The 18,060-nt window shown below is 51.4% G+C and carries 17 protein-coding genes; 12 read left to right on the top strand and 5 right to left on the bottom strand.

All coding sequences use genetic code 11. The features are described from left to right. Positions 1-54: 54 nt before the first annotated feature. Entirely contained in the window at positions 55-204 is a 150-nt protein-coding gene (locus JSQ80_RS06785) for a hypothetical protein (RefSeq protein WP_206094815.1), read from the top strand. Positions 205-309: 105 nt separating this feature from the next. Here JSQ80_RS06785 and JSQ80_RS06780 read toward each other — a convergent pair whose 3' ends face one another. Further along, on the bottom strand, positions 310-1,122 hold the full coding sequence (locus JSQ80_RS06780; protein ID WP_240463580.1) for a collagen-like protein: 813 nt from the start codon (positions 1,120-1,122) through the stop codon (positions 310-312). Between the two features lie 485 nt (positions 1,123-1,607). Here JSQ80_RS06780 and JSQ80_RS06775 point away from each other — a divergent pair, with 485 nt between their 5' ends. The 5 genes from JSQ80_RS06775 to JSQ80_RS06755 all read left to right on the top strand — a co-directional run bounded on the left by JSQ80_RS06775 (position 1,608) and on the right by JSQ80_RS06755 (position 5,915). Then, positions 1,608-2,840 (top strand): hypothetical protein, encoded by a 1,233-nt coding sequence (locus JSQ80_RS06775; protein ID WP_206094813.1) that lies wholly within the window; start codon positions 1,608-1,610, stop codon positions 2,838-2,840. Positions 2,841-2,945: 105 nt separating this feature from the next. Then, positions 2,946-3,779, top strand: a complete 834-nt coding sequence (locus JSQ80_RS06770; protein ID WP_206094812.1) for a CsxC family protein — start codon at positions 2,946-2,948, stop codon at positions 3,777-3,779. Positions 3,780-4,009: 230 nt separating this feature from the next. Then, on the top strand, positions 4,010-4,825 hold the full coding sequence (locus JSQ80_RS06765; RefSeq protein ID WP_206094811.1) for a TrmB family transcriptional regulator: 816 nt from the start codon (positions 4,010-4,012) through the stop codon (positions 4,823-4,825). Between the two features lie 74 nt (positions 4,826-4,899). Continuing rightward, positions 4,900-5,610, top strand: coding sequence for an AzlC family ABC transporter permease (locus tag JSQ80_RS06760; RefSeq protein WP_206094810.1), 711 nt, complete (start codon positions 4,900-4,902; stop codon positions 5,608-5,610). Next, the gene (locus JSQ80_RS06755; RefSeq protein ID WP_206094809.1) at positions 5,601-5,915 is read left to right on the top strand and encodes an AzlD domain-containing protein; all 315 of its coding nucleotides are present in this window, start codon (positions 5,601-5,603) and stop codon (positions 5,913-5,915) included. Before JSQ80_RS06760 ends, JSQ80_RS06755 begins: the two co-directional genes overlap by 10 nt. A gap of 97 nt (positions 5,916-6,012) precedes the next feature. Here JSQ80_RS06755 and JSQ80_RS06750 read toward each other — a convergent pair whose 3' ends face one another. From JSQ80_RS06750 to JSQ80_RS06740, 3 genes are all read right to left on the bottom strand, one after another. Continuing rightward, complete coding sequence (locus JSQ80_RS06750) at positions 6,013-6,585, bottom strand: thymidine kinase (RefSeq protein WP_206094808.1); 573 nt, start codon at positions 6,583-6,585, stop codon at positions 6,013-6,015. 60 nt (positions 6,586-6,645) lie between these two features. Continuing rightward, positions 6,646-7,920, bottom strand: a complete 1,275-nt coding sequence (locus tag JSQ80_RS29710; RefSeq protein WP_206094807.1) for an NUDIX hydrolase N-terminal domain-containing protein — start codon at positions 7,918-7,920, stop codon at positions 6,646-6,648. Between the two features lie 182 nt (positions 7,921-8,102). Then, positions 8,103-10,610: a M60 family metallopeptidase gene (locus tag JSQ80_RS06740; RefSeq protein WP_240463579.1), complete on the bottom strand. Its 2,508-nt coding sequence runs from the start codon at positions 10,608-10,610 to the stop codon at positions 8,103-8,105. Positions 10,611-11,102: 492 nt separating this feature from the next. On the opposite strand from JSQ80_RS06740, the gene JSQ80_RS06735 reads away from it, so the two are divergent. Both JSQ80_RS06735 and JSQ80_RS06730 read left to right on the top strand, forming a co-directional pair. After that, positions 11,103-11,960, top strand: coding sequence for a DNA alkylation repair protein (locus tag JSQ80_RS06735; RefSeq protein ID WP_206094805.1), 858 nt, complete (start codon positions 11,103-11,105; stop codon positions 11,958-11,960). A 186-nt stretch (positions 11,961-12,146) separates the two neighbouring features. Next, positions 12,147-12,404: a hypothetical protein gene (locus JSQ80_RS06730; RefSeq protein WP_206094804.1), complete on the top strand. Its 258-nt coding sequence runs from the start codon at positions 12,147-12,149 to the stop codon at positions 12,402-12,404. 241 nt (positions 12,405-12,645) lie between these two features. Here JSQ80_RS06730 and JSQ80_RS06725 read toward each other — a convergent pair whose 3' ends face one another. Then, complete coding sequence (locus JSQ80_RS06725; protein WP_206094803.1) at positions 12,646-13,518, bottom strand: aminoglycoside 6-adenylyltransferase; 873 nt, start codon at positions 13,516-13,518, stop codon at positions 12,646-12,648. 364 nt (positions 13,519-13,882) lie between these two features. On the opposite strand from JSQ80_RS06725, the gene JSQ80_RS06720 reads away from it, so the two are divergent. Genes JSQ80_RS06720 through JSQ80_RS06705 form a run of 4 tightly spaced genes read left to right on the top strand, consistent with a single transcriptional unit; the run spans position 13,883 to position 18,038 of the window. Then, positions 13,883-15,466, top strand: coding sequence for a spore germination protein (locus tag JSQ80_RS06720; RefSeq protein WP_240463578.1), 1,584 nt, complete (start codon positions 13,883-13,885; stop codon positions 15,464-15,466). 17 nt (positions 15,467-15,483) lie between these two features. Further along, the gene (locus tag JSQ80_RS06715; protein ID WP_206094802.1) at positions 15,484-16,686 is read left to right on the top strand and encodes a Ger(x)C family spore germination protein; all 1,203 of its coding nucleotides are present in this window, start codon (positions 15,484-15,486) and stop codon (positions 16,684-16,686) included. A gap of 3 nt (positions 16,687-16,689) precedes the next feature. Continuing rightward, positions 16,690-16,935, top strand: coding sequence for a hypothetical protein (locus tag JSQ80_RS06710; protein WP_206094801.1), 246 nt, complete (start codon positions 16,690-16,692; stop codon positions 16,933-16,935). Then, entirely contained in the window at positions 16,932-18,038 is a 1,107-nt protein-coding gene (locus JSQ80_RS06705; protein ID WP_206094800.1) for a GerAB/ArcD/ProY family transporter, read from the top strand. Before JSQ80_RS06710 ends, JSQ80_RS06705 begins: the two co-directional genes overlap by 4 nt. Positions 18,039-18,060 lie beyond the last annotated feature (22 nt).

Below are 18,060 nucleotides of genomic sequence, written 5' to 3'. Positions count from 1 at the left end.
AGCGCAGCACGCGAGATATGCTCTCGTCCCTTTAGGGGGCGGGAGTTTTTTGTTTTGAAAATATGGCGCCAGCATATTGCCCGGGGCTTGGCAGCCCGCATTGCCAAGTCTTGGGGCGTGCTCGAAGAGGAATGGATCATGCGTGACCAGTATGACGGCTTGCTGTTCATCGGCAGGCTTCATCGGTCGCGGCGGTTGCCTTAATGAAATGGCAAAAACCGAGAGGGGCGGGATGAAGTCCCGTCATTCTCTCGGTTTATTAATCGAGTTGATTACCCGACACGATACCCGCTAAGCTTATAAACGCTCCTAGCATGATAAGAGGGAGGTGATTTTACAGAGAGATACCGCTGCGAAATCGATGGCTTGCGTAACATCCAAGATGACGATCCCCTCGCCGGTTCTGGACACGACGGCGTTCTGAATATTGGCGAACAGTCCGAAGCCGACGGTAGTAATATCGACTGCCGTCCCGATGTTGGCGTCAAGAAATTCACGCAGCGGAGCTTCAATGCAGTCGCTTGAGGGCGACGGCGGCTCCAGCAGCGCAACGTCCTCGACCTGAGGAGCCGCGACGGCAACCACTTCACTGATGGGAATGACGAACAGTCTCGTATCTCTTCGGACCGTCACTAAAGAATCGCTCACACTGACAATGATCGAGTTACTAAAATTTCCAGGGGGGTTGCTTGTCGTTCCCAACGTTACCTGGACTCCTTCCAGCTGAGACAGGATGTACTGCATCGGCGGGACACAGCAATCCGAAGAGGAGCCCGGCGGTCCTTGCTGCCCTTGCGGTCCCGGTTCTCCCGGCGGTCCCTGAGGTCCAGCCGGTCCGGGAATCCCCTGTGCGCCTGAAATACCTTGCGGTCCTTGCGGTCCTGTCGCTCCTCGCAATCCCGCGGGTCCCGCAGCGCCTTGCGGTCCAGCCGCTCCTTGCAATCCCGCGGGTCCTGCAGTACCTTGCGGTCCAGCCGCTCCTTGTAATCCGGAGGGTCCCGCAGTACCTTGAGGTCCTGACGATCCTTGCAATCCCGCGGAGCCGGCAGTGCCTTGCGGTCCAGCCGGTCCTTGCAGTCCTGGGGGATCCGCGGCACCTTGCGGTCCAGCCGGTCGTTGCAATCCTGGGGGATCCGCGGTACCTTGCGCTCCTTGCAGCCTGGAATCAGAGTGACACACTCGCGGCTTGGTACGGCGAATCAACTTGTTTTTTTTATGAGAGCATCGGCCTTTTCCCGTTTTTTTTCGCAAGCATTTGTTCCGTTTTTTTATCCACCGGCAGACGATTATCGTTTTTTTGCGGCAGTGTCTTCTTCTTAATGCAGTGCGGCCCAAGTCAGAGACACCTCCCTATCATTTTTCTATATAGTACGGCGTCTGCACTCAAACAGGGTGGACGAATGACTAAGCGGAGATAGACAGGAGACTATTTATATCAATAAATAGGCATTGGACTGGGGAGAAACCATCGGGCAATCCCCCTAGTAACGGCGCAATGAAAAAAGAGGCGGTTGCCTTAACACTCGTCTACAGGCGATGACATACTTTAGTATTAGCTATGCATATGCAAAAGGGTTTGATGGAACATTGGCGAGGTGCCACTCACTATGAAGAGAAATATCGAAAGTAAGATATGCGTTCGTAAATTGCCCGCCCCCTGGATTAATCCGAATCTGACCATTCTCAACTGTTATAAGCTGGCCTGCTGCCGGCCTGTCATGGCCCCAACAGTGATACGTGCCCGCAAACATAGAGGTTCCCGCCGGAGACCGCATCACTCTGTCCCAAGAAAGGCACAGAAGCTGTCAATCCAACCATATCATCGATTGAGCCAGCTAGCGGCTCGCAGGAAAAAGCCTTCCTCCAGCGCTGCCATACGTATTCCACAGCGTAACCGCCCCAAGGCTCTATCTATTGCTCCGCCGAAACGCTATCCGAAACGGAAAGCTCCGGCGAAGCGGACTAATCGGCGGCGCAAGCGAATCTTTTATGCATATGAGCATCGTCCCGCCAAGCAGACGACTGCCGATCCGGAGGTGCTCTTCCGCCACATTGATCCGCCGGCAGAAGCGGCCGTGATCGAGACGGTAAGGCTGCCGCAGGAGGAACTGGTTGCGCAAGCGCCTTCGACCACTATGGCTATGGACACACCGCCGGCAATAGAGCTGCACACCCCGGTTGACGATTCGCTTCCTGTGCAGGCAGATACCGATCCGCATCCTGTGCAGACAGATGCAGATCCATTGGAAGAAATGGACCCTCCGCAGCCGAAGCAGTCAGCGCGTATGGAAGATCATGTCCAGGCAAGTAAAATGGAACCGATTATGACCCAAGCCTGCGTATCATACCGCAATGAAGATCAGGCAGCATCCTTCACGGAAGTATCCTTATTGGATGCCATCTGGGATATCGGCTGGGAGCAATTCATTCAAGTGCAGTGGGAGCATGACTGGAAAGACGTGCGCTATGAGGCAAAGCTCATGATAGAGGACACACGTATTGACGAAGCTGAGTCAACATTCGTCTGGCTTACGGGTCAAGTCAGGTTAACCGCTATAGGCACAACGCTGGACAGTCCCGATTTGCGGCATCAAATGACGTTTATTCCTTTTTCAAGCACGGTGCTCCGTCCTTTTTCCGAGAAACGGCCTTTAGATCCAAAGTCCTGTGACATACTCCCGCCCTATCAGCCAAGCATACGGGCAGAAACGGGAGATTGGCATGTAAAAGCCGTGTTGGAGCGGGATCAAGCCGACGGTCAGATGGCTAGAGGCATGATTCACGTGTCGGGCCGGGTGTGGTGGTTCCGGAAGCAGTTGATCCCTTTGAGCATTGGATGAAAAGGGGCAAATTCTCCAAGACAAGCGCCAAAGCAATTATACTTCTCCGTAATAATATAGTATTGCACGAACAAGATGAGCAGCTATTACGAGGAGGATGAAGAGATGTCCTGTAATGATGGGGATTGCCGCGTAGTTGAGTCAACAACACTAGCTGAATGCGAGAACGAAAAACACGATCCACATTGGCCAACGATTAAAGTTCCTTTAGTATTGGCAGAGCGTGAAGTTCAAGTTAACGTTGAAGCTCTGATTAGCTTAGATGAGCCTGCATTGGAAATTAAACGGATAAAGAAAAAAGTGTTCTTGGAGCAGTGCAAATTGGTTCCGGTCGATTTCCATGGCAAATGGGTAACGAAAGCCAAATTATACCTCAGAGGGTTTATCCGTAAAAATATTGAATATGCTACAGCCGACACATCTCCAACGGAGACTGCCGTGTGCGGAAGAATTCTTCATACGACAGCACACGTGCCTTTCCAATGCGTCACAGAAATCAAATTCGGCAAAGTGAAGCCTGAGCTTTCCAACGAAAAAGTGGAAGAGTTTGAATTTTTGGATAAAGATGAAATGTCGCCTCAACTTGAAAAGACATTCTTCAGCCATGAAGTATTCTTTAACGAACAGCCTTTCTGCGAACTGGTGAAGGTCAGATTCCATGAACTCGACCTTGGCGAAGACTTCTTCTACGATGATGACCTGCCTCGTAAAGAGAAAACGTTCCGCAAACTGCGGGAAAAAATCGTCATGCACGTAACGGTAAAAGTACTGCAAAAGCAACAAGTTCCATTGCCATGGGGCCATAAAGATGACGATGATTGCAAAGACCACCACAAAGACCACGACAAAGATCATGACAAAGACCACGACAAAGATCACAAAGACCTTAAAGACCACAAAGGCCACAAAGACCTCAAAAGAGATTGCAGAGATCGGTAATGCAGCTTAGCTGTCGAGAATTTCTCGACAGCTCTTTTCTATTCATCGATATAAGCTGAATAATTGAACTTCCACCATTGTGTTTCACGGCCACGGCAGTCAGTCCCGCCACGAAAATCGAATTTCGTTCAACGTACATCGATTCGTGCGAATGATTTGACAAATATAAATATTGGATTATAGTAATTATTATAATAACTACTATGTGCGAAAAAGGAAGCGTGACATTCATGGACGAAATTGTTGCGGAGCTGCATAAGCTGGGTTTCTCTCAATATGAAGCGAAGGCCTATGTGGGCCTTTTGCGGACCTCTCCGGTTACCGGATACGAGATAAGCAAGCGCTCTGGCGTGCCGAGGTCGATGATCTATGAAGTGCTCGGCAAGCTATTGGATAAAGGGGCGATCTATACGGTGCCGTCCGAACCCGTGAAATATGCGCCAGTGCCTGCGACGGAACTAATGAATCGGCTGCGCAAATCGTATGAACAGTCATTCGATTATTTGGAGCATGCGTTATCGGGGATGGAAAGTGAGCGTGAAGTGGATGTCATCTGGCATGTCCGCAGCGATCAGCGCGTGATTGATGAAATGAATGACATGATCGAGAACGCGAAGGAGGAATTGTGGTTATCGGTATGGGAACCGCAAGTTCCGCCGATTCAGCCGGCAATTCAACAGCGCGTTCAGGCAGGGGTGAGTGTCTTCTCGATTCTGTTCGGCGCGCCTGAGATTGAACTAGGCAATACCTATCATCATAATTACATGACTCCCGATGTCGTAGAACAACGAATGGGCGGACATTTAACAATTGTATCGCGCGACGGGGAGGAAGTTCTCATCGCCAGCTTCTCCAATCATGCTCCGGCTTGGGCGGTCAAGACCCGTGATCCGGCCTTGGTATTGGTGGCAACGGAGTACATACGGCATGACATCATGGTCGAAGAGGTTACAAGAGAATACGGTCCGGAACGCTTGGACCGGCTCTGGCGCACGAAGCCTGATCTGGTGCACGTCGTTACTGGGCTTCGGTTCAATGCGGAATGACGCAGATTGAGCCTTTTTTTTGAAGAAATTATAGTCGTTAGAATAATAACATCTAATAAGAGGGGAGCTTTGGGATGAAGGAGAATGCTGCGGTGCAGGAACGACTTTTTTGGCTGGGCGTGAAAGATTGCCTGCCGACGGTGCTCGGATATTTAAGCATCGGCTTCGCTGCCGGTGTCGTGGAGCGGACGGCGGGATTGACCATAGCGGAAATTGCGCTCATGTCCGTGGTGCTGTATGCCGGTTCCGCACAGTTTATTGCAGTGGGCATGTTCGCGGCCGGGGCCCCGATTACGTCCATTATCGCCACCATATTTATCGCGAATTTGCGTTATTTGCTGCTGAGCGCAGCGCTGGCGCCTTATTTTCGGCATTTGCCTGCTTGGAAGAATACGATTCATGGCTTCCTGTTGACCGATGAGACGTTTGCAGTCGCGGCGAATCGGCTCTCGCGGACAGGTTATGCCGATAACGGCTGGATGCTCGGCTTGAATATAACAGCCTATTTGAATTGGCTGCTTGCCAATATTGCCGGCGGTATTTTTGGGCAATGGATTGGCAAGCCGGAAGCGTTCGGCCTCGATTACGCCTTGCCGGCGATGTTCATCGGCCTGCTCGTTCTGCAAATGGCGGATCGGCCCGGACGGAGACACGATCTGGCTGTCCTAATGTGCGCCTTGCTGCTGACCGTTGGCCTGCATACGGTGCTGCCGTCTGGAATAGATGTCATTGCCGCGACGATGCTGGCGGCTGCGATAGGGATGGTGATTGAGAAGTGGAAGTGAGATGGGAGCTCATGCTAATAATAGTGGGAGGCGCAGTCGTGACGATGATTCCGCGGGTATTTCCGCTTGTCGTGTTAAGCAAAATGAAGCTGCCTGAATGGTCGATGCGCTGGCTTCATTATATTCCGATCGCGATCATGGCTGCTTTGCTGTCGCAGGAATTGCTGTTGAATGCGGCCGATTCGGGCTTCATCCGATTGTGGGCCGCATTGCCTACGGTGCTCGTAGCCGTCCTGACCCGCAGTCTGATGGGGACGGTGGCGGTGGGCATCCTTTCCATGATGCTGCTGCGTTATTTCTTCTAGTCACGAGGACGTCAAGAACAGAAGCAATCCATGAATGGGACGCAAACGCCCGGCTCCGATCTCATCGTCGGATAAGCCGGGCACCTGTGTCTTGACGTTATAGTGGCGGGTTCCTGTGGCATTTCCGGCATACCGGATAGTAGCGGTCGTTGCCGCCGATCAGAATCTGATCGCCCGTATATACAGGATTGCCGTTGCCGTCTACTCGCAGGTTCATCGTCGCCTTTCGCTCGCAGAACCAGCAGATCGTCTTCATTTCCTCCAGTTTGTCTGCATACAGCAGCATATATCGGCTTCCCTCGAACAATTCGTTGCGGAAATCATTCTTAAGTCCAAACCCCATAACCGGAATGTCGAGCTCATCCACAATGGAGGTAAGCTGCATAATGTGCTCCTTTTTCAGGAACTGCACCTCATCCACAAGCACGCAAGACGCCGGCTCGGGCTGGCGGCGCACAATCTCGAACACATCCGTATGCGGATGAATCGGTATCGCTTCGCGTCTTAATCCGATGCGGGAAGACACATATCCGACTTCGTCCCGGTCATCCAAGACGGAAGTGAAGATAAGGACCGACTTGTTCTGTTCCTCATAGTTGTGTGCGACTTTTAAGATTTCGATGGATTTCCCGCTGTTCATCGCGCCATATCGAAAGTATAACTGTGCCAAGCTGATGCAACTCCGTTCTGTGCTGACATGACGAAGTTTATAATAGCACAGCCGAATGAATTAATCGAGAATGACCGGCTTGTCGGGCTGTCTCAAAAATTCGAACATCGTCCGAATTTGCCGTGCCGTATTGCGTTCGACAGAAAGCTCAGGGAGCTCATCTTCACGAAAGAAACGGACGGCGCTCGTTTCTACGCCGCTTAATGCTTCTCCGCCCACCACCCTGCATTGAATGAACAGCTTATACACATGGTAAGGCTCCGGAGGATGATGGTGAAGCCGCTTATCCATAATCGCCAGCAGTCTGACCGCTTCCGTCTCATAGCCGGACTCCTCTTGAATTTCCTTAACGGCTATTTCTGCCGGCGAGAACCCGATATCCGCCCATCCGCCGGGTAACGACCATGCGCCGTCGGCTTTTTCCCGAACGAGCAAAATCCGGTCATCCTTGAAGACTACGCCGCGTATATCGACCTTGGGTGTCGCGTAACCATCCTCGGCCGCAAAAGCGAGCTCGATCTGTTCCTTGTTAACTTCAGAATAGTTGGCCATCATGTCTACGCTCATTCCCCGCAATTCCTCATAGCGCTCCCGGTCATATACGTCCTTCGTGTAGGTGAGCCCGGTTTGAGCCAGCGCTTGCAGCCGTTTCGCCCATTGAAGCCACTTTATTTCATTCGTACTCCCTGTATTGCTGCAATCGATTAGTTCCAACAATTCCGCAGTTCGGGTGAAGATTGCATTCGGCACCGTCGCGAAATGCTCGGACTGCACCGTGTCGAACCACTTCGCGCCTGCGGTATAGACCCTGGCAGCCACACCAGCAACAATGTCAGCTTCGCTGTCTCCGATCCATATGGCCTCGGCGGGATCTGCCTGCAGAGCGTGCAGCGCTGTCGCAATTCCTTCCGGATCAGGCTTAGCCCGCTTCACGTCGTCTCCCGTAACGGCCGCATCAATGAACGGGGCCAGCCCGAGCATGCCGACCGAAATATCGTAGGCTCTCCGGCCTTTGCCCGTCACGACGCCAACTGCCAGGCCTCTCTCCTTCAAGGCTTGCAGCAAGCCGCGAATATCCGCCGACGAACGCACGAAGCTTGGATGCCAATTGCGGTACAGCTCGAAGTATTCTTCGACCGCTTGCGGCAATAGTCCGGCATGCCGAAGGTTGGCTGTGAGGATGCCCTCCTCCGTCGGTCCGAACATGGCGACAATTTCTTTGTTCGTGACGATCCGGTTATCATATCGTTTGAATACCGCTGTAAACGCATGCAAAGATAGCGGCAGCGTATCCGCCAACGTTCCGTCAAAGTCAAACAGAACCGCTCGAATCATCGTATCCGCCCTCCCATGTAGGTTGATCAACATTCATCTGTATATCCATCTATTATGAACGATCTTAGGGCGATCTGCCAGCACATAGGTGAGCTGCCTGAGAGGGAGGAACGGCGCGCCAAACGAAAAGGAGGGGGAGACTCCCCCCTCTTTTTACCTTACTCCTATCGTGAAGCTTGAAGTCAATTTTGTTCGCTTCCTCCCGGAACAAGGCTGTCCTTCAACGTCCAAATAGCGGCCGCGGGCTTCGGCAGCTTCAAGCCGAGCACCTTGGCTTTGGCCTTATCCGAATATTTCAAGCCCCATGTATCAAAAAATTCTAGCAGATTGTTGCCGCTGAGCTCCGAGGTCTTGGCCACGAATAGATCGATTCGCTCCTGATCGTTCTGCGGGAGCTGCGCTTGCGGCATGTCGCGGACGGAAGTGTGCAGCTTCGTGTACAGATCCCAGCCGTAGGCGATCTGCAGCTGGCGGAACATGATCAGACGCGTCCAGACGTCGTTCTGATCGCCGTTGTTGAAGTTTTTATTTGGAGTGCTGTTGTTCAAATATTCGAAGGCGACGTCGTAATACGTTTTGCCGTCTGAAGTCTTCTTGGTGAGAAGACGCGAATGGTTGCCAAAATAGTCTTGAATGAACAGGGAGTATATATTGACCGTCGCTTCGCCGACTGCGCCCCATGTCCAAGCGTATTGCTGGTATTCATGACCCGTCTCGTGCCACCAGCCCCATCCGTCGAGCGTCTTGATGCCATTCACGGTTACCGCATCGATAGCCGACGGATCGTTGAAGAACATGATCGGATAACCGGCATGCATGAAGCCGGCGCTGATCTGGGCATCGCCGGCATAACGGTACGGAAGCGTAACGCTGCGGTGCGGCTCCGGCTTGTTCGGCGCGACGCCCGCCAGTTTGTCGTATTGATCGAGCATGACATCCCATAATTTCAGGAACTCCTCCGGGCTATCCAGATTGCGCACATATTCGGACGGAACGGTGATGATGACGCGTCTTGATTGCAGCTCTGCCCAAGGCGCCGAATAGTTGCGCACGGTATTCTTCCATTCTTCCTTGTCCGTCGTTCCCAGCACATAGTACGGAGCATTGACGGCGCCGCTCAGATGAACCGCAGCCTTCTTGCCTGATTGCGGCTTCGCCGGAATCAAATAGACCAATCCGCCATAGGGGCTCGTTATCGTATTGGCGCCCGGCTTCAATGACATCCGTGTCGTCACGAGCGGCGCGCGGGACCACTTGTCGATCGGCAGGCCCTTCAGATTATCGGTATGAGCGCCGATCTGCACATCCAAGTCGGGCGTTCCCCCTGGCACAGTGACGGTAATCGTCTTGCCCGCTTCCGCGTACAATCCGGTGCTGATCCAATTTTTCGGAACGGTTCCTTGGCGCAGGTAATCATAAGTGGAGTAATCGAAATCGACCTCGACAACCTTGTCGTTAATGACAGGAGCCTCAACGGACACCTTGCCTGGAAAGGCATCGGCGAACGGCGACTTCGTTCCGGACGGATTCTGGTAGATGCGGTCCATGACGACCGGAAGCAGGGAAGCGCTGTACGGCTTCTTTTGCGGATCGACCGGAAGCGCCACATGAGTGAATTGATGGGAATCGGATTGGACTTGATCATAAATCGAACTGGACGGAGTAAGAGCGCCGAGCGTAGAACTCAACGTAGAGGTTAAAATGGCCATTTTCTGTTCTGCATTCGAATCCGGAAAGCCGATGCGAACTTCATCGATCGTTTTGGTGCCGGCTTCTATCCATTTGGCTTCGGAGATCAAATTGCCGATTTCGTAGGCCGCCGCTTGATTGGCATTGAGGAACGGGGCCGTACCGTCCCACGTCGTCGCCTGATTGTTCATCAAGCTCAAGCCGGCCGAATTGAGCAGCTGCTGAAGCGGATAGTCCGTTCCGAGGGATGCCGAAGACTGGGCGGTATCCAGCGATACATTAGGGAATTGCTCCAATACCCATCCTTTGAGAGCGACGACCAGCCTGCCTCCTTTGTGTATGTAATCAAGCAGCGCCGGCACTTCGTCTTTACTGACGAATTTATAGTCAATGAAGGCGACGGGGAACTTGCCGGGGTCAAGCATTGGCTTGCCGCTCTTATCGGCTTCCCTCCAACTGTCGATTCGTGTAATATCTACCGGAAGATCGGATCGTGCCTTGAAGTCTTCTGTCTTCGTAAGGAGGGCGATGCGACCTTTGCCGGCAAGCGCGTCCTGATAGCTCGTGGTCAAGCCTTCTGTCGCCCACAGCAGGATATTGCGCGCAATCGTCGCCTTGCCGTTCGGTTGATCGGATTCGCTCAAGTTGAAATACGATTCGCTTCCGACCGTGACAACCCGGCCTTGTCCGTAACGGGCCGCTGCCATTATGGGTGTCGATTTGGGGCTGGCCGCCACGGCGAAGGCATTCTGGCCTATGGCTGCGACGCCGCCGTTATAGGAATCGCCGTCAAGGGGAAGGCCTGTCATATCCCGGCTCAACAGATCCAGGTCGCGCTCAGTGAAGGAAGCGGTTGCAATTTTGGCGTTGAGCGGCTGCTCGGGCCTCACTGATGATGACGCAGGTACCGGATCCGCGAATATAGAAGTCGAGAACAAGGACAATGCCAGAGTCATGGAGCAGATTGCGGAGATCATAATCATTTTCGTATTCATGTTCATGCCGATGATACACTCCTTTGTATCCGTATTCATTGTCATGGAGTATACGCCTGAAGCAAGGGGGAGGACCTTGCTCCCTCTTGTGGCCTTGCCGGGATGAGATGAGGACTGCTCTTTTCGGAAAATGATGAACAGCAGCGAATGCGGGTGCGCATCATCCCTCGGATTGTGCCTCCCTTCCTCGCCTGGAATGCTGTTGTCGTGCGTTACAGTGCTCTTGGTGTGTATCATATTGTACTGAACAGCGGTGTCATTTACAATAAGCCGCATGTAATTAAAAGCAGATTGAGCCTCCGGTCTCCTGCATGGGTAAGTCCTACGGTTATCAGTCTGTATCCTGCAAGGAACATGGAACCGGGAATGAAAAAAGAGCGAAGTCCCGAATAGCTGGTTGTATAAAGCCTAAGATACGGTATATACTGAAATCAAACAAGAACATATGTTTGTGAACGGCCGGAATGGTTTCGGCTATAAGGATGAGGAGGCATGGACATGGAGGAACAGCATCAGATTACAAAGCAAGTTCCCGATAAGGTGCTGGCACGCAAGGGGTCAAGCAAGGCTGCGGATATCCCGGAAGAGGTGCTTGAGTTATTGCATCAGGGTGCGATTGAAAGCGTCAATTTGACGGAATGGCTGGCTGTCGATCATGTGATTCTGCTGCGGCATGTCCTGCCTGAAGTTGGGCTTCATCATTTAGTGCAGCCGTTAGGGCTGGAGATCAACCAACTCAAGCAGAGAAGCACGATGAAGATTATCCCGCTTATTGCCGAAGCGATCCGGGTAGATCTGCTGAATCGCAGTCAACAGGAATTCACTGCTGCCATGAATTTTCTAGCCGCTCATCTGTCCGATAGCGTACGTTGTTGGGCAACGTATCTAATCGGCTTGAACGAGGAGCTTTCCTTGGAGGAGAAGCTAATACAGATGAAGCCATTTGCTGCCGACAAGCACTTCGGTGTAAGAGAAATCGGTTGGATGGCGGTCCGCGAATCGATTATTCGCGAGCTTCCGGCGGCGATCTCCCTCTATCAGAGCTGGGTGACGGATCCGGATGCCAATGTCCGGAGATTTGCCATTGAATCGACAAGGCCGAGAGGAGTCTGGTGCAAGCATATCGAGCAGTTAAAGCTCGAACCGGAATTGGCGCTGCCGCTATTGGAAGGCGTCAATTCCGACCCGGCCAAGTATGTTCAAGATTCGGCAGGCAATTGGCTGAACGATGCGAGCAAGTCGAATCCGGGATGGGTCCTGCAAGTATGTGACGATTGGCTGCGGACATCGGACACGAAAGAGACGGCAAGAATCGTAACCAAGGCCAAGCGGACGCTTGCCAAGCAAGTGCAATGATTAATGATCGCTTGCCAACGGAATATATGTTGTTTCCATCGCACCATATCCGAGTGGAGGCTGGGACAAACGGGGGCGTCCATGATGGAACGTTACTCTTGCGAACATTTGCTTAAAAAATTCTTAAAAAAGCAAACCTTTTTCATCTCTCATGCATCTAATAACAAGGCGGGCAAGCTGTAAGGCTTGAACTCATACAAAACAAAGCCGCCAGATATGAAAAAAGGCAGAATACATCGGGAACAGCAAGAGAATGGAGGACATGGCAGCGCTCTTCAAAGTCTTTTGGATCCGTGCAATATGCTCTCCATTTGCTCTATCAAGGACAAAGAACAGCAAGAGACGAAAGCGAACTTTACAGTAAATAACGAACAGTGGAATGACATCATTCATATGGATCGGCTGCAAATCAATCAAGTAACTGAATACGGTATCATGCTGTAACGGCACCCTTTCTAATCACTGCTATTGAGCGCTAACCTCAATGTATGATAAGAAGGGGTATTTTTTCTCTGTCTAGTAAAATTTGCAAAGGGAATCCACCCAGCAGAGAGAACAGAAGTGCAAGCGGTTATAAAAAGAACCATTAAGCCGCGGCTTAATGGTTCTTGCACTCTTTATTAGAGTTAATACTGATTCCCCGTTGGATTTCATGCAGTCCAGATGGGGGTTATGCCCATCTAATTCAGTGCATCTCGGCAGCGTCTTTAGGCAGGGATTTCACATGATGAAGGTGTGCGGTAACTCTTTCATCGTCAACATGCGGATATTCATAGCCATAATGATCTGCGATATTTACGGCAACGTGTCTGAACAAACCGCACATTGCAAAGAGCGATTGCCATATATTCTCGTAATCAGCATCGGAATAAGTATTTACGAACTCATTCCATATCTGATCTTCAAGGTGTTGTTCGAAGTATTTGCCGAACTTGCCTGCGCTCACAGTAAAATTGGCCGCAATCCCAATATGCCATTCAAGCATGCTGTTCAGCATGCTTCTCACAGGACCTTCAAGCATCGCTTTTGCATATGGCAGTTCTTCCCGCCACAGCCCTTTTGCAACATTTGCGCTGCACCACCAAAACTCATTGCAGCAATCCGAGAATAGCTTGGCAGTCGGTTGCCCGATAAGATAGTCTTCATCACTCGCCGGAGGAAACGGCGCGAATATTTTATCTTTATCCAGAAGGAGGATACTCAAGCTGTCACGCCCCACAAGTTCATCCGCCTTCTCTATAGGCACTAGCGTAAGATCTATCCGATTGCCGTCTGTGAACTGCATAAGATAAGGAAAACATCCATCCTCTTCAGCTGGAACAAGAATAATATCCTCGGGCATTTGCATGATCATTCTGTCGCCAAGCCGATCAACCCAGCTATGATCCGATGTAAATGATTCGATGGCTTTGACGACATATACAATATCATAATCCTGAAAAAAGTCTTTCTTTACATTGGGATTGGCACGTGATCCGTTCATAATGACAGCGCGAATTCGCTCATCTTGTGCGGCAGTGGTTAGTATTAGATCCATCATTTCTTTTTCGGTTCTCATTTCGTAACAACAACCTCCCAATTATAGTTTTCGAAAATACGAGCCCAATCAGGAGGCGCTCGGGAATGATAACCGGAGCGATATGCCTTACGTAAGCGTTATAACTTGTTTAGCCTTTTCTTCATATCCTGCCCTTCCTTTCCTGCTCATCAATCATCTTAAAGATGACTATATCCTAAGAGCGGGAGATTCACAATATTTGGGTCGCGGCAGATTCTGCCGCAGTCTGCCATCGGCCTGCCCCAAGCAGACGCATCCATCCCCCAGGATGAGACGATTTCTAGTTCTATAGGAGAAAGGTGCCGGCGCATGCCTTTGCTCGCGGATGGGCATACCATAAAAAACTCCTTTTCAGGATAAAAAAATGAAACAAATAGGAGGGGGCCCGCTTGGGGAAGGATTTATGACGGAACAGGACAAGCAACCGCTGCACACTGATTTGAAGGCGCAGCTGGATGATGTGCGCCAGGCGCTCGGCGACAGCTCCGATCTCGTCATTCGGCAATTGAAGGCCGGTCAGGACGGGGAGACGGACGTTGCCTTTATTTATTTGGATGGAATGGTCAACCCGACAATTGTATATTATTTGATCCAGTCCTTTCTGGTGCGATCTGACCGCGTGGATCTGAACATGACAACGAACCGGACGTCTGATCCGGGAGCTTGGATACAGCAGCTGGGCATTGCGGCAGGGGATGTGCAGCCGCTTAAGCGGCTGGATGATCTGCTGCATGCGGTGCTGTGCGGCAAGACGGCGCTGCTTATCGACGGCCATGAAGAGGCGTATGCGGTATGCACGAACGGCTGGGAGCATCGCCCGGTCAGCGAGCCAACCTCTCAAACGGTAATCAAAGGACCGCAGGAAGCATTCACAGAGACCATTCGCGTCAATACGGCGCTGCTGCGCAAGCGGATTAAACATCCGGATCTTCGGCTCGAATCGAAGGAGCTCGGAGTATTGACGAAGACGTCCGCGATCGTCATGTATATTCAAGGGATCGTGGACGAAGGCGTGCTGGCCGAACTTCATTCGCGCTTGGAGTGCATTAACATCGACGGTGTGCTGGAAAGCAACTATGTGGAAGAATTCATTCAGGACACCACCTTCGGTCTTTTTCCTACGGTAAACAATACGGAACGGCCCGATGTTGCGGCTGCTGCACTATTGGAAGGAAGAATCGTCATTCTGGTTGACGGATCGCCGCACGTATTGATTGTTCCATCCCTCTTTTCCGAGTTGATGCAATCGGCGGAGGATTACTACCAGCGCTATGATTTCGGTTTTTCGCGCTTCCTCCGCTTTGCTTCTTTTTTCATTACCTTGTTGACTCCATCTATTTACATCGCCTTGACGACCTTCCATCAGGAAATGATACCGACCCAGCTGTTGATCAGCCTTGCAGCGCAACGGGAGGGAGTCCCTTTTCCCGCATTTGTGGAAGCGGTTATGATGGAGCTTACATTCCGGCTGCTGTATGAGGCAGGGATACGGATGCCGCGCGCTGTCGGGACGGCGATCTCGATTGTTGGCGCCCTAGTATTGGGACAGGCCGCCGTTGAAGCGGACTTGGTATCCCCCGTCATGGTCATCATCGTCTCGATTACCGCAATTACCAGCCTGATCTTTCCGAATCCGGAAGTCGGCATTTCCATTAGGCTGCTCCGGTTCGTCTTTATGGGGTTGGCAGCCTCATTCGGCTTCTATGGGATATTTATCGGAATGGTTATTTTGGTGATGCACATGTGCCATCTGGAATCGTTCGGCAAGCCGTATATGTCTCCGATCGCGCCCGTTCGTTTGCCGGATCAGAAGGATGCGTTGATCCGCGCACCGTGGTGGATGATGTATACGCGGCCGAGCCTGCTGCACACCAATGTATACAGACAACCGCCAGACGAGTCGACAGAGAAGAATGGCGACCAGGATTCGTCTGCATCTCAATCATGAAGCATGGAGGATACCCAATGAAACGAATGGCGGGAGCCCTTCTGGCTCTCATGATGCTTGCCCTGCTGCTGACATCGTGCTGGAACCGCAGGGAGTTGGATACGCTGGGGATTGCCCTTGGCATCGGAATCGACAAGCAGGACGGCGAATATATCGTATCCGCGCAGCTCGCCAACGTCAGCGCGGTTGCCGCCAAAAAGGGGGGCTCGACGGCTGCGCCCGTATTAGTCGTTCAAGAGAAGGGGCGCGTCTTGTTGGAAGCGTTCCGCCGTATGACCGTGCAAATTCCGCGCAAAGTTTATTTATCCCATATGCGCATTCTGGTTATTAGCGAAGAGGTAGCCAGAGATGGGTTGAAATATTTGCTCGATCTGTCGCGCGATCACGAAATTAGAGGAGATTTTTATGTTGTCATAGCCCGCAATACGTCCGCGCATCACGTGCTCGAAGTCATAACGCCGTTTGAACGCATGCCGGCAAATAAGCTGTTCAAGGCGTTGGAGCAGTCGGAGAAGAACTGGGCCCCGACAAGAGGCGTGCTGTTGAATGACTTTTTGCAGCAGACGTTCCTCATCGGCAAGGAACCGGTACTCCCCGGTGTCACTGTCCAAAATCCCGGACAATCCGCAAACAAGGTCGACAATACGCAAAAAACGTCAGATCTGACCATAACGAAATTTACTACACTGGGCGTATTCAAAAAAGATAAGCTGATCGGATGGCTCAATGAGGAGGAGAGCAAGGGATTTAACTATATTACGGGGAATATAAGCAGCACGATCGGGATTGCGCCATGTCCAGACGGGGGCAGTATCGGATTGGAGGTAAAGCGGGCCGACAGTTCGGTGACCGGCCATTTCCGCAACGGCAAGCCCGAAATACGGATTGACATATCGGTAGATGTGAATGTGGCAGAAGCCGCTTGCAATATTGATCTGATTAATCCGGAAGTCATTGCTCGCGTGGAACGGGATGCGGAGAAGTCTTTTTCCGATTTGCTTCGCGCATCCGTCTATAAGGCGCAGCGTATATTCCGTTCCGATATTTTTGGATTTGGGAAGGCGCTGCATAAGGCCGATTTTGCGGAGTGGAAGAAGATAAAAAGCCGATGGACCGCCATTTATCCCGACGTCCCGGTTCATATTACGACGAAGGTCAGCTTGAACGAAACAGGAACACAGCTCAATTCCTACCTTAAATTTTACGAGAAGGAGGAGTAGCGGATGGCTATCTTGATTCTGGCCGTTATCGGCGCTCTGATTCTGTGGTTTGAAGTTCCGCAATTGCGGCGTCAGAATCGCTCGAAGGAGCTGCGATATTTTAGCATCATGTTTACGGGCGCTATGGTACTGGCTCTCGTCTATTTGTTGGATGTGCCGCTGCCGAATCCGAATCAGTGGTTTGCCTGGATGATGGAGCCGCTTAGCCACCTCATTATCGACAGCTTGGACAGGATGGTGGAGCAATGAGAAGGGAACGGATTGATGTTCGCCAACTATTATGTTTGGTTGTATTGCATACGGTAGGCTCATCCGTCCTGTATGTGCCGTCTGCCGCGGCGTACTACAGCAAGCAGGATGGATGGCTTGCGGTGATGATAGCGGTACTATTGAGTGCAGGTGCGGCTCTACTCTATGGAAAATGGCTGGGGGCGGTCCGCGAAAAAACGATTTTCGATTACATAGATAACACGGTTGGAAAGTGGCTGGGGAGCGTGCTCATTCTGTTGTACGCTTTCGTGTCGTTTCTGGACGGAGTAGCTTCCTTGTTAAGTTATTTGGGTTCGTTCATGACGACTCAAATCATTCCCGAGACACCGCGTATCGCGGTGCAAGCGATGTTTATACTGGCGGTCGTCATCGGATTGCGTCTGGGAATGAAAACGGTAGCGAGAGCCGGAGAACTGTTTGCCGTCATAATGACACTCACGTTTGTCGCCTTGACGATATTCGTGTTTCCCCAAGCCAAGCTCGATAATATTCTTCCGGTGTTTGAAGCGAATGGAGCCGCTTATATCCGGACAATTCTGCATTATTTAAGCTTCACGACGCTGACGCTGTTTTCATTTTGGACGTTGTATCCTCAGGTTGACGGTCACCGCAAGTCCAAAATCCGCGCCTTCGTAATCGGACATGCAATCGGCGGTTTCTTTTTGTTTCTGATGACGTTCATGTGCATTTTAGTATTGGGCAGCGAGAGTACGGCAAGAGCCTCTTTTCCGAGTTATATGCTTGCGCAGAAAATCAATCTTGCAGAATTCATTACCCGAATTGAAGTATTGATGGCGACGCTTTGGCTGACTACCTTATATTTCAAAATGAGCATGTACTTTTACTTCGGCATTAAGGCGCTCGAGCATGTGCTTCAATTAAAAGACGGCCGATCGATGATTTTCCCTTGGGCGATTATTTGCATGGTGCTTTCGTTAATCCTCTATCCGAATACATCCTATCAGATTTGGTGGGATACCCGCATTTGGCCGATGCTCACGATTGTATTGTTTCTATTCCTGCCGCTTGGATTGTGGATGGTATCCTTTCTGAAGAGTCAGATGCGGGAGCTGCGCGAATAAAGAAACTGGGTGCTTGCGCCGT

Origin of the sequence: Paenibacillus apiarius, from assembly GCF_017052585.1 — a bacterium.
In the GTDB taxonomy this organism is placed as follows: domain Bacteria; phylum Bacillota; class Bacilli; order Paenibacillales; family Paenibacillaceae; genus Paenibacillus_B; species Paenibacillus_B apiarius.
This window is presented reverse-complemented; position numbering and strand designations above follow the sequence as displayed.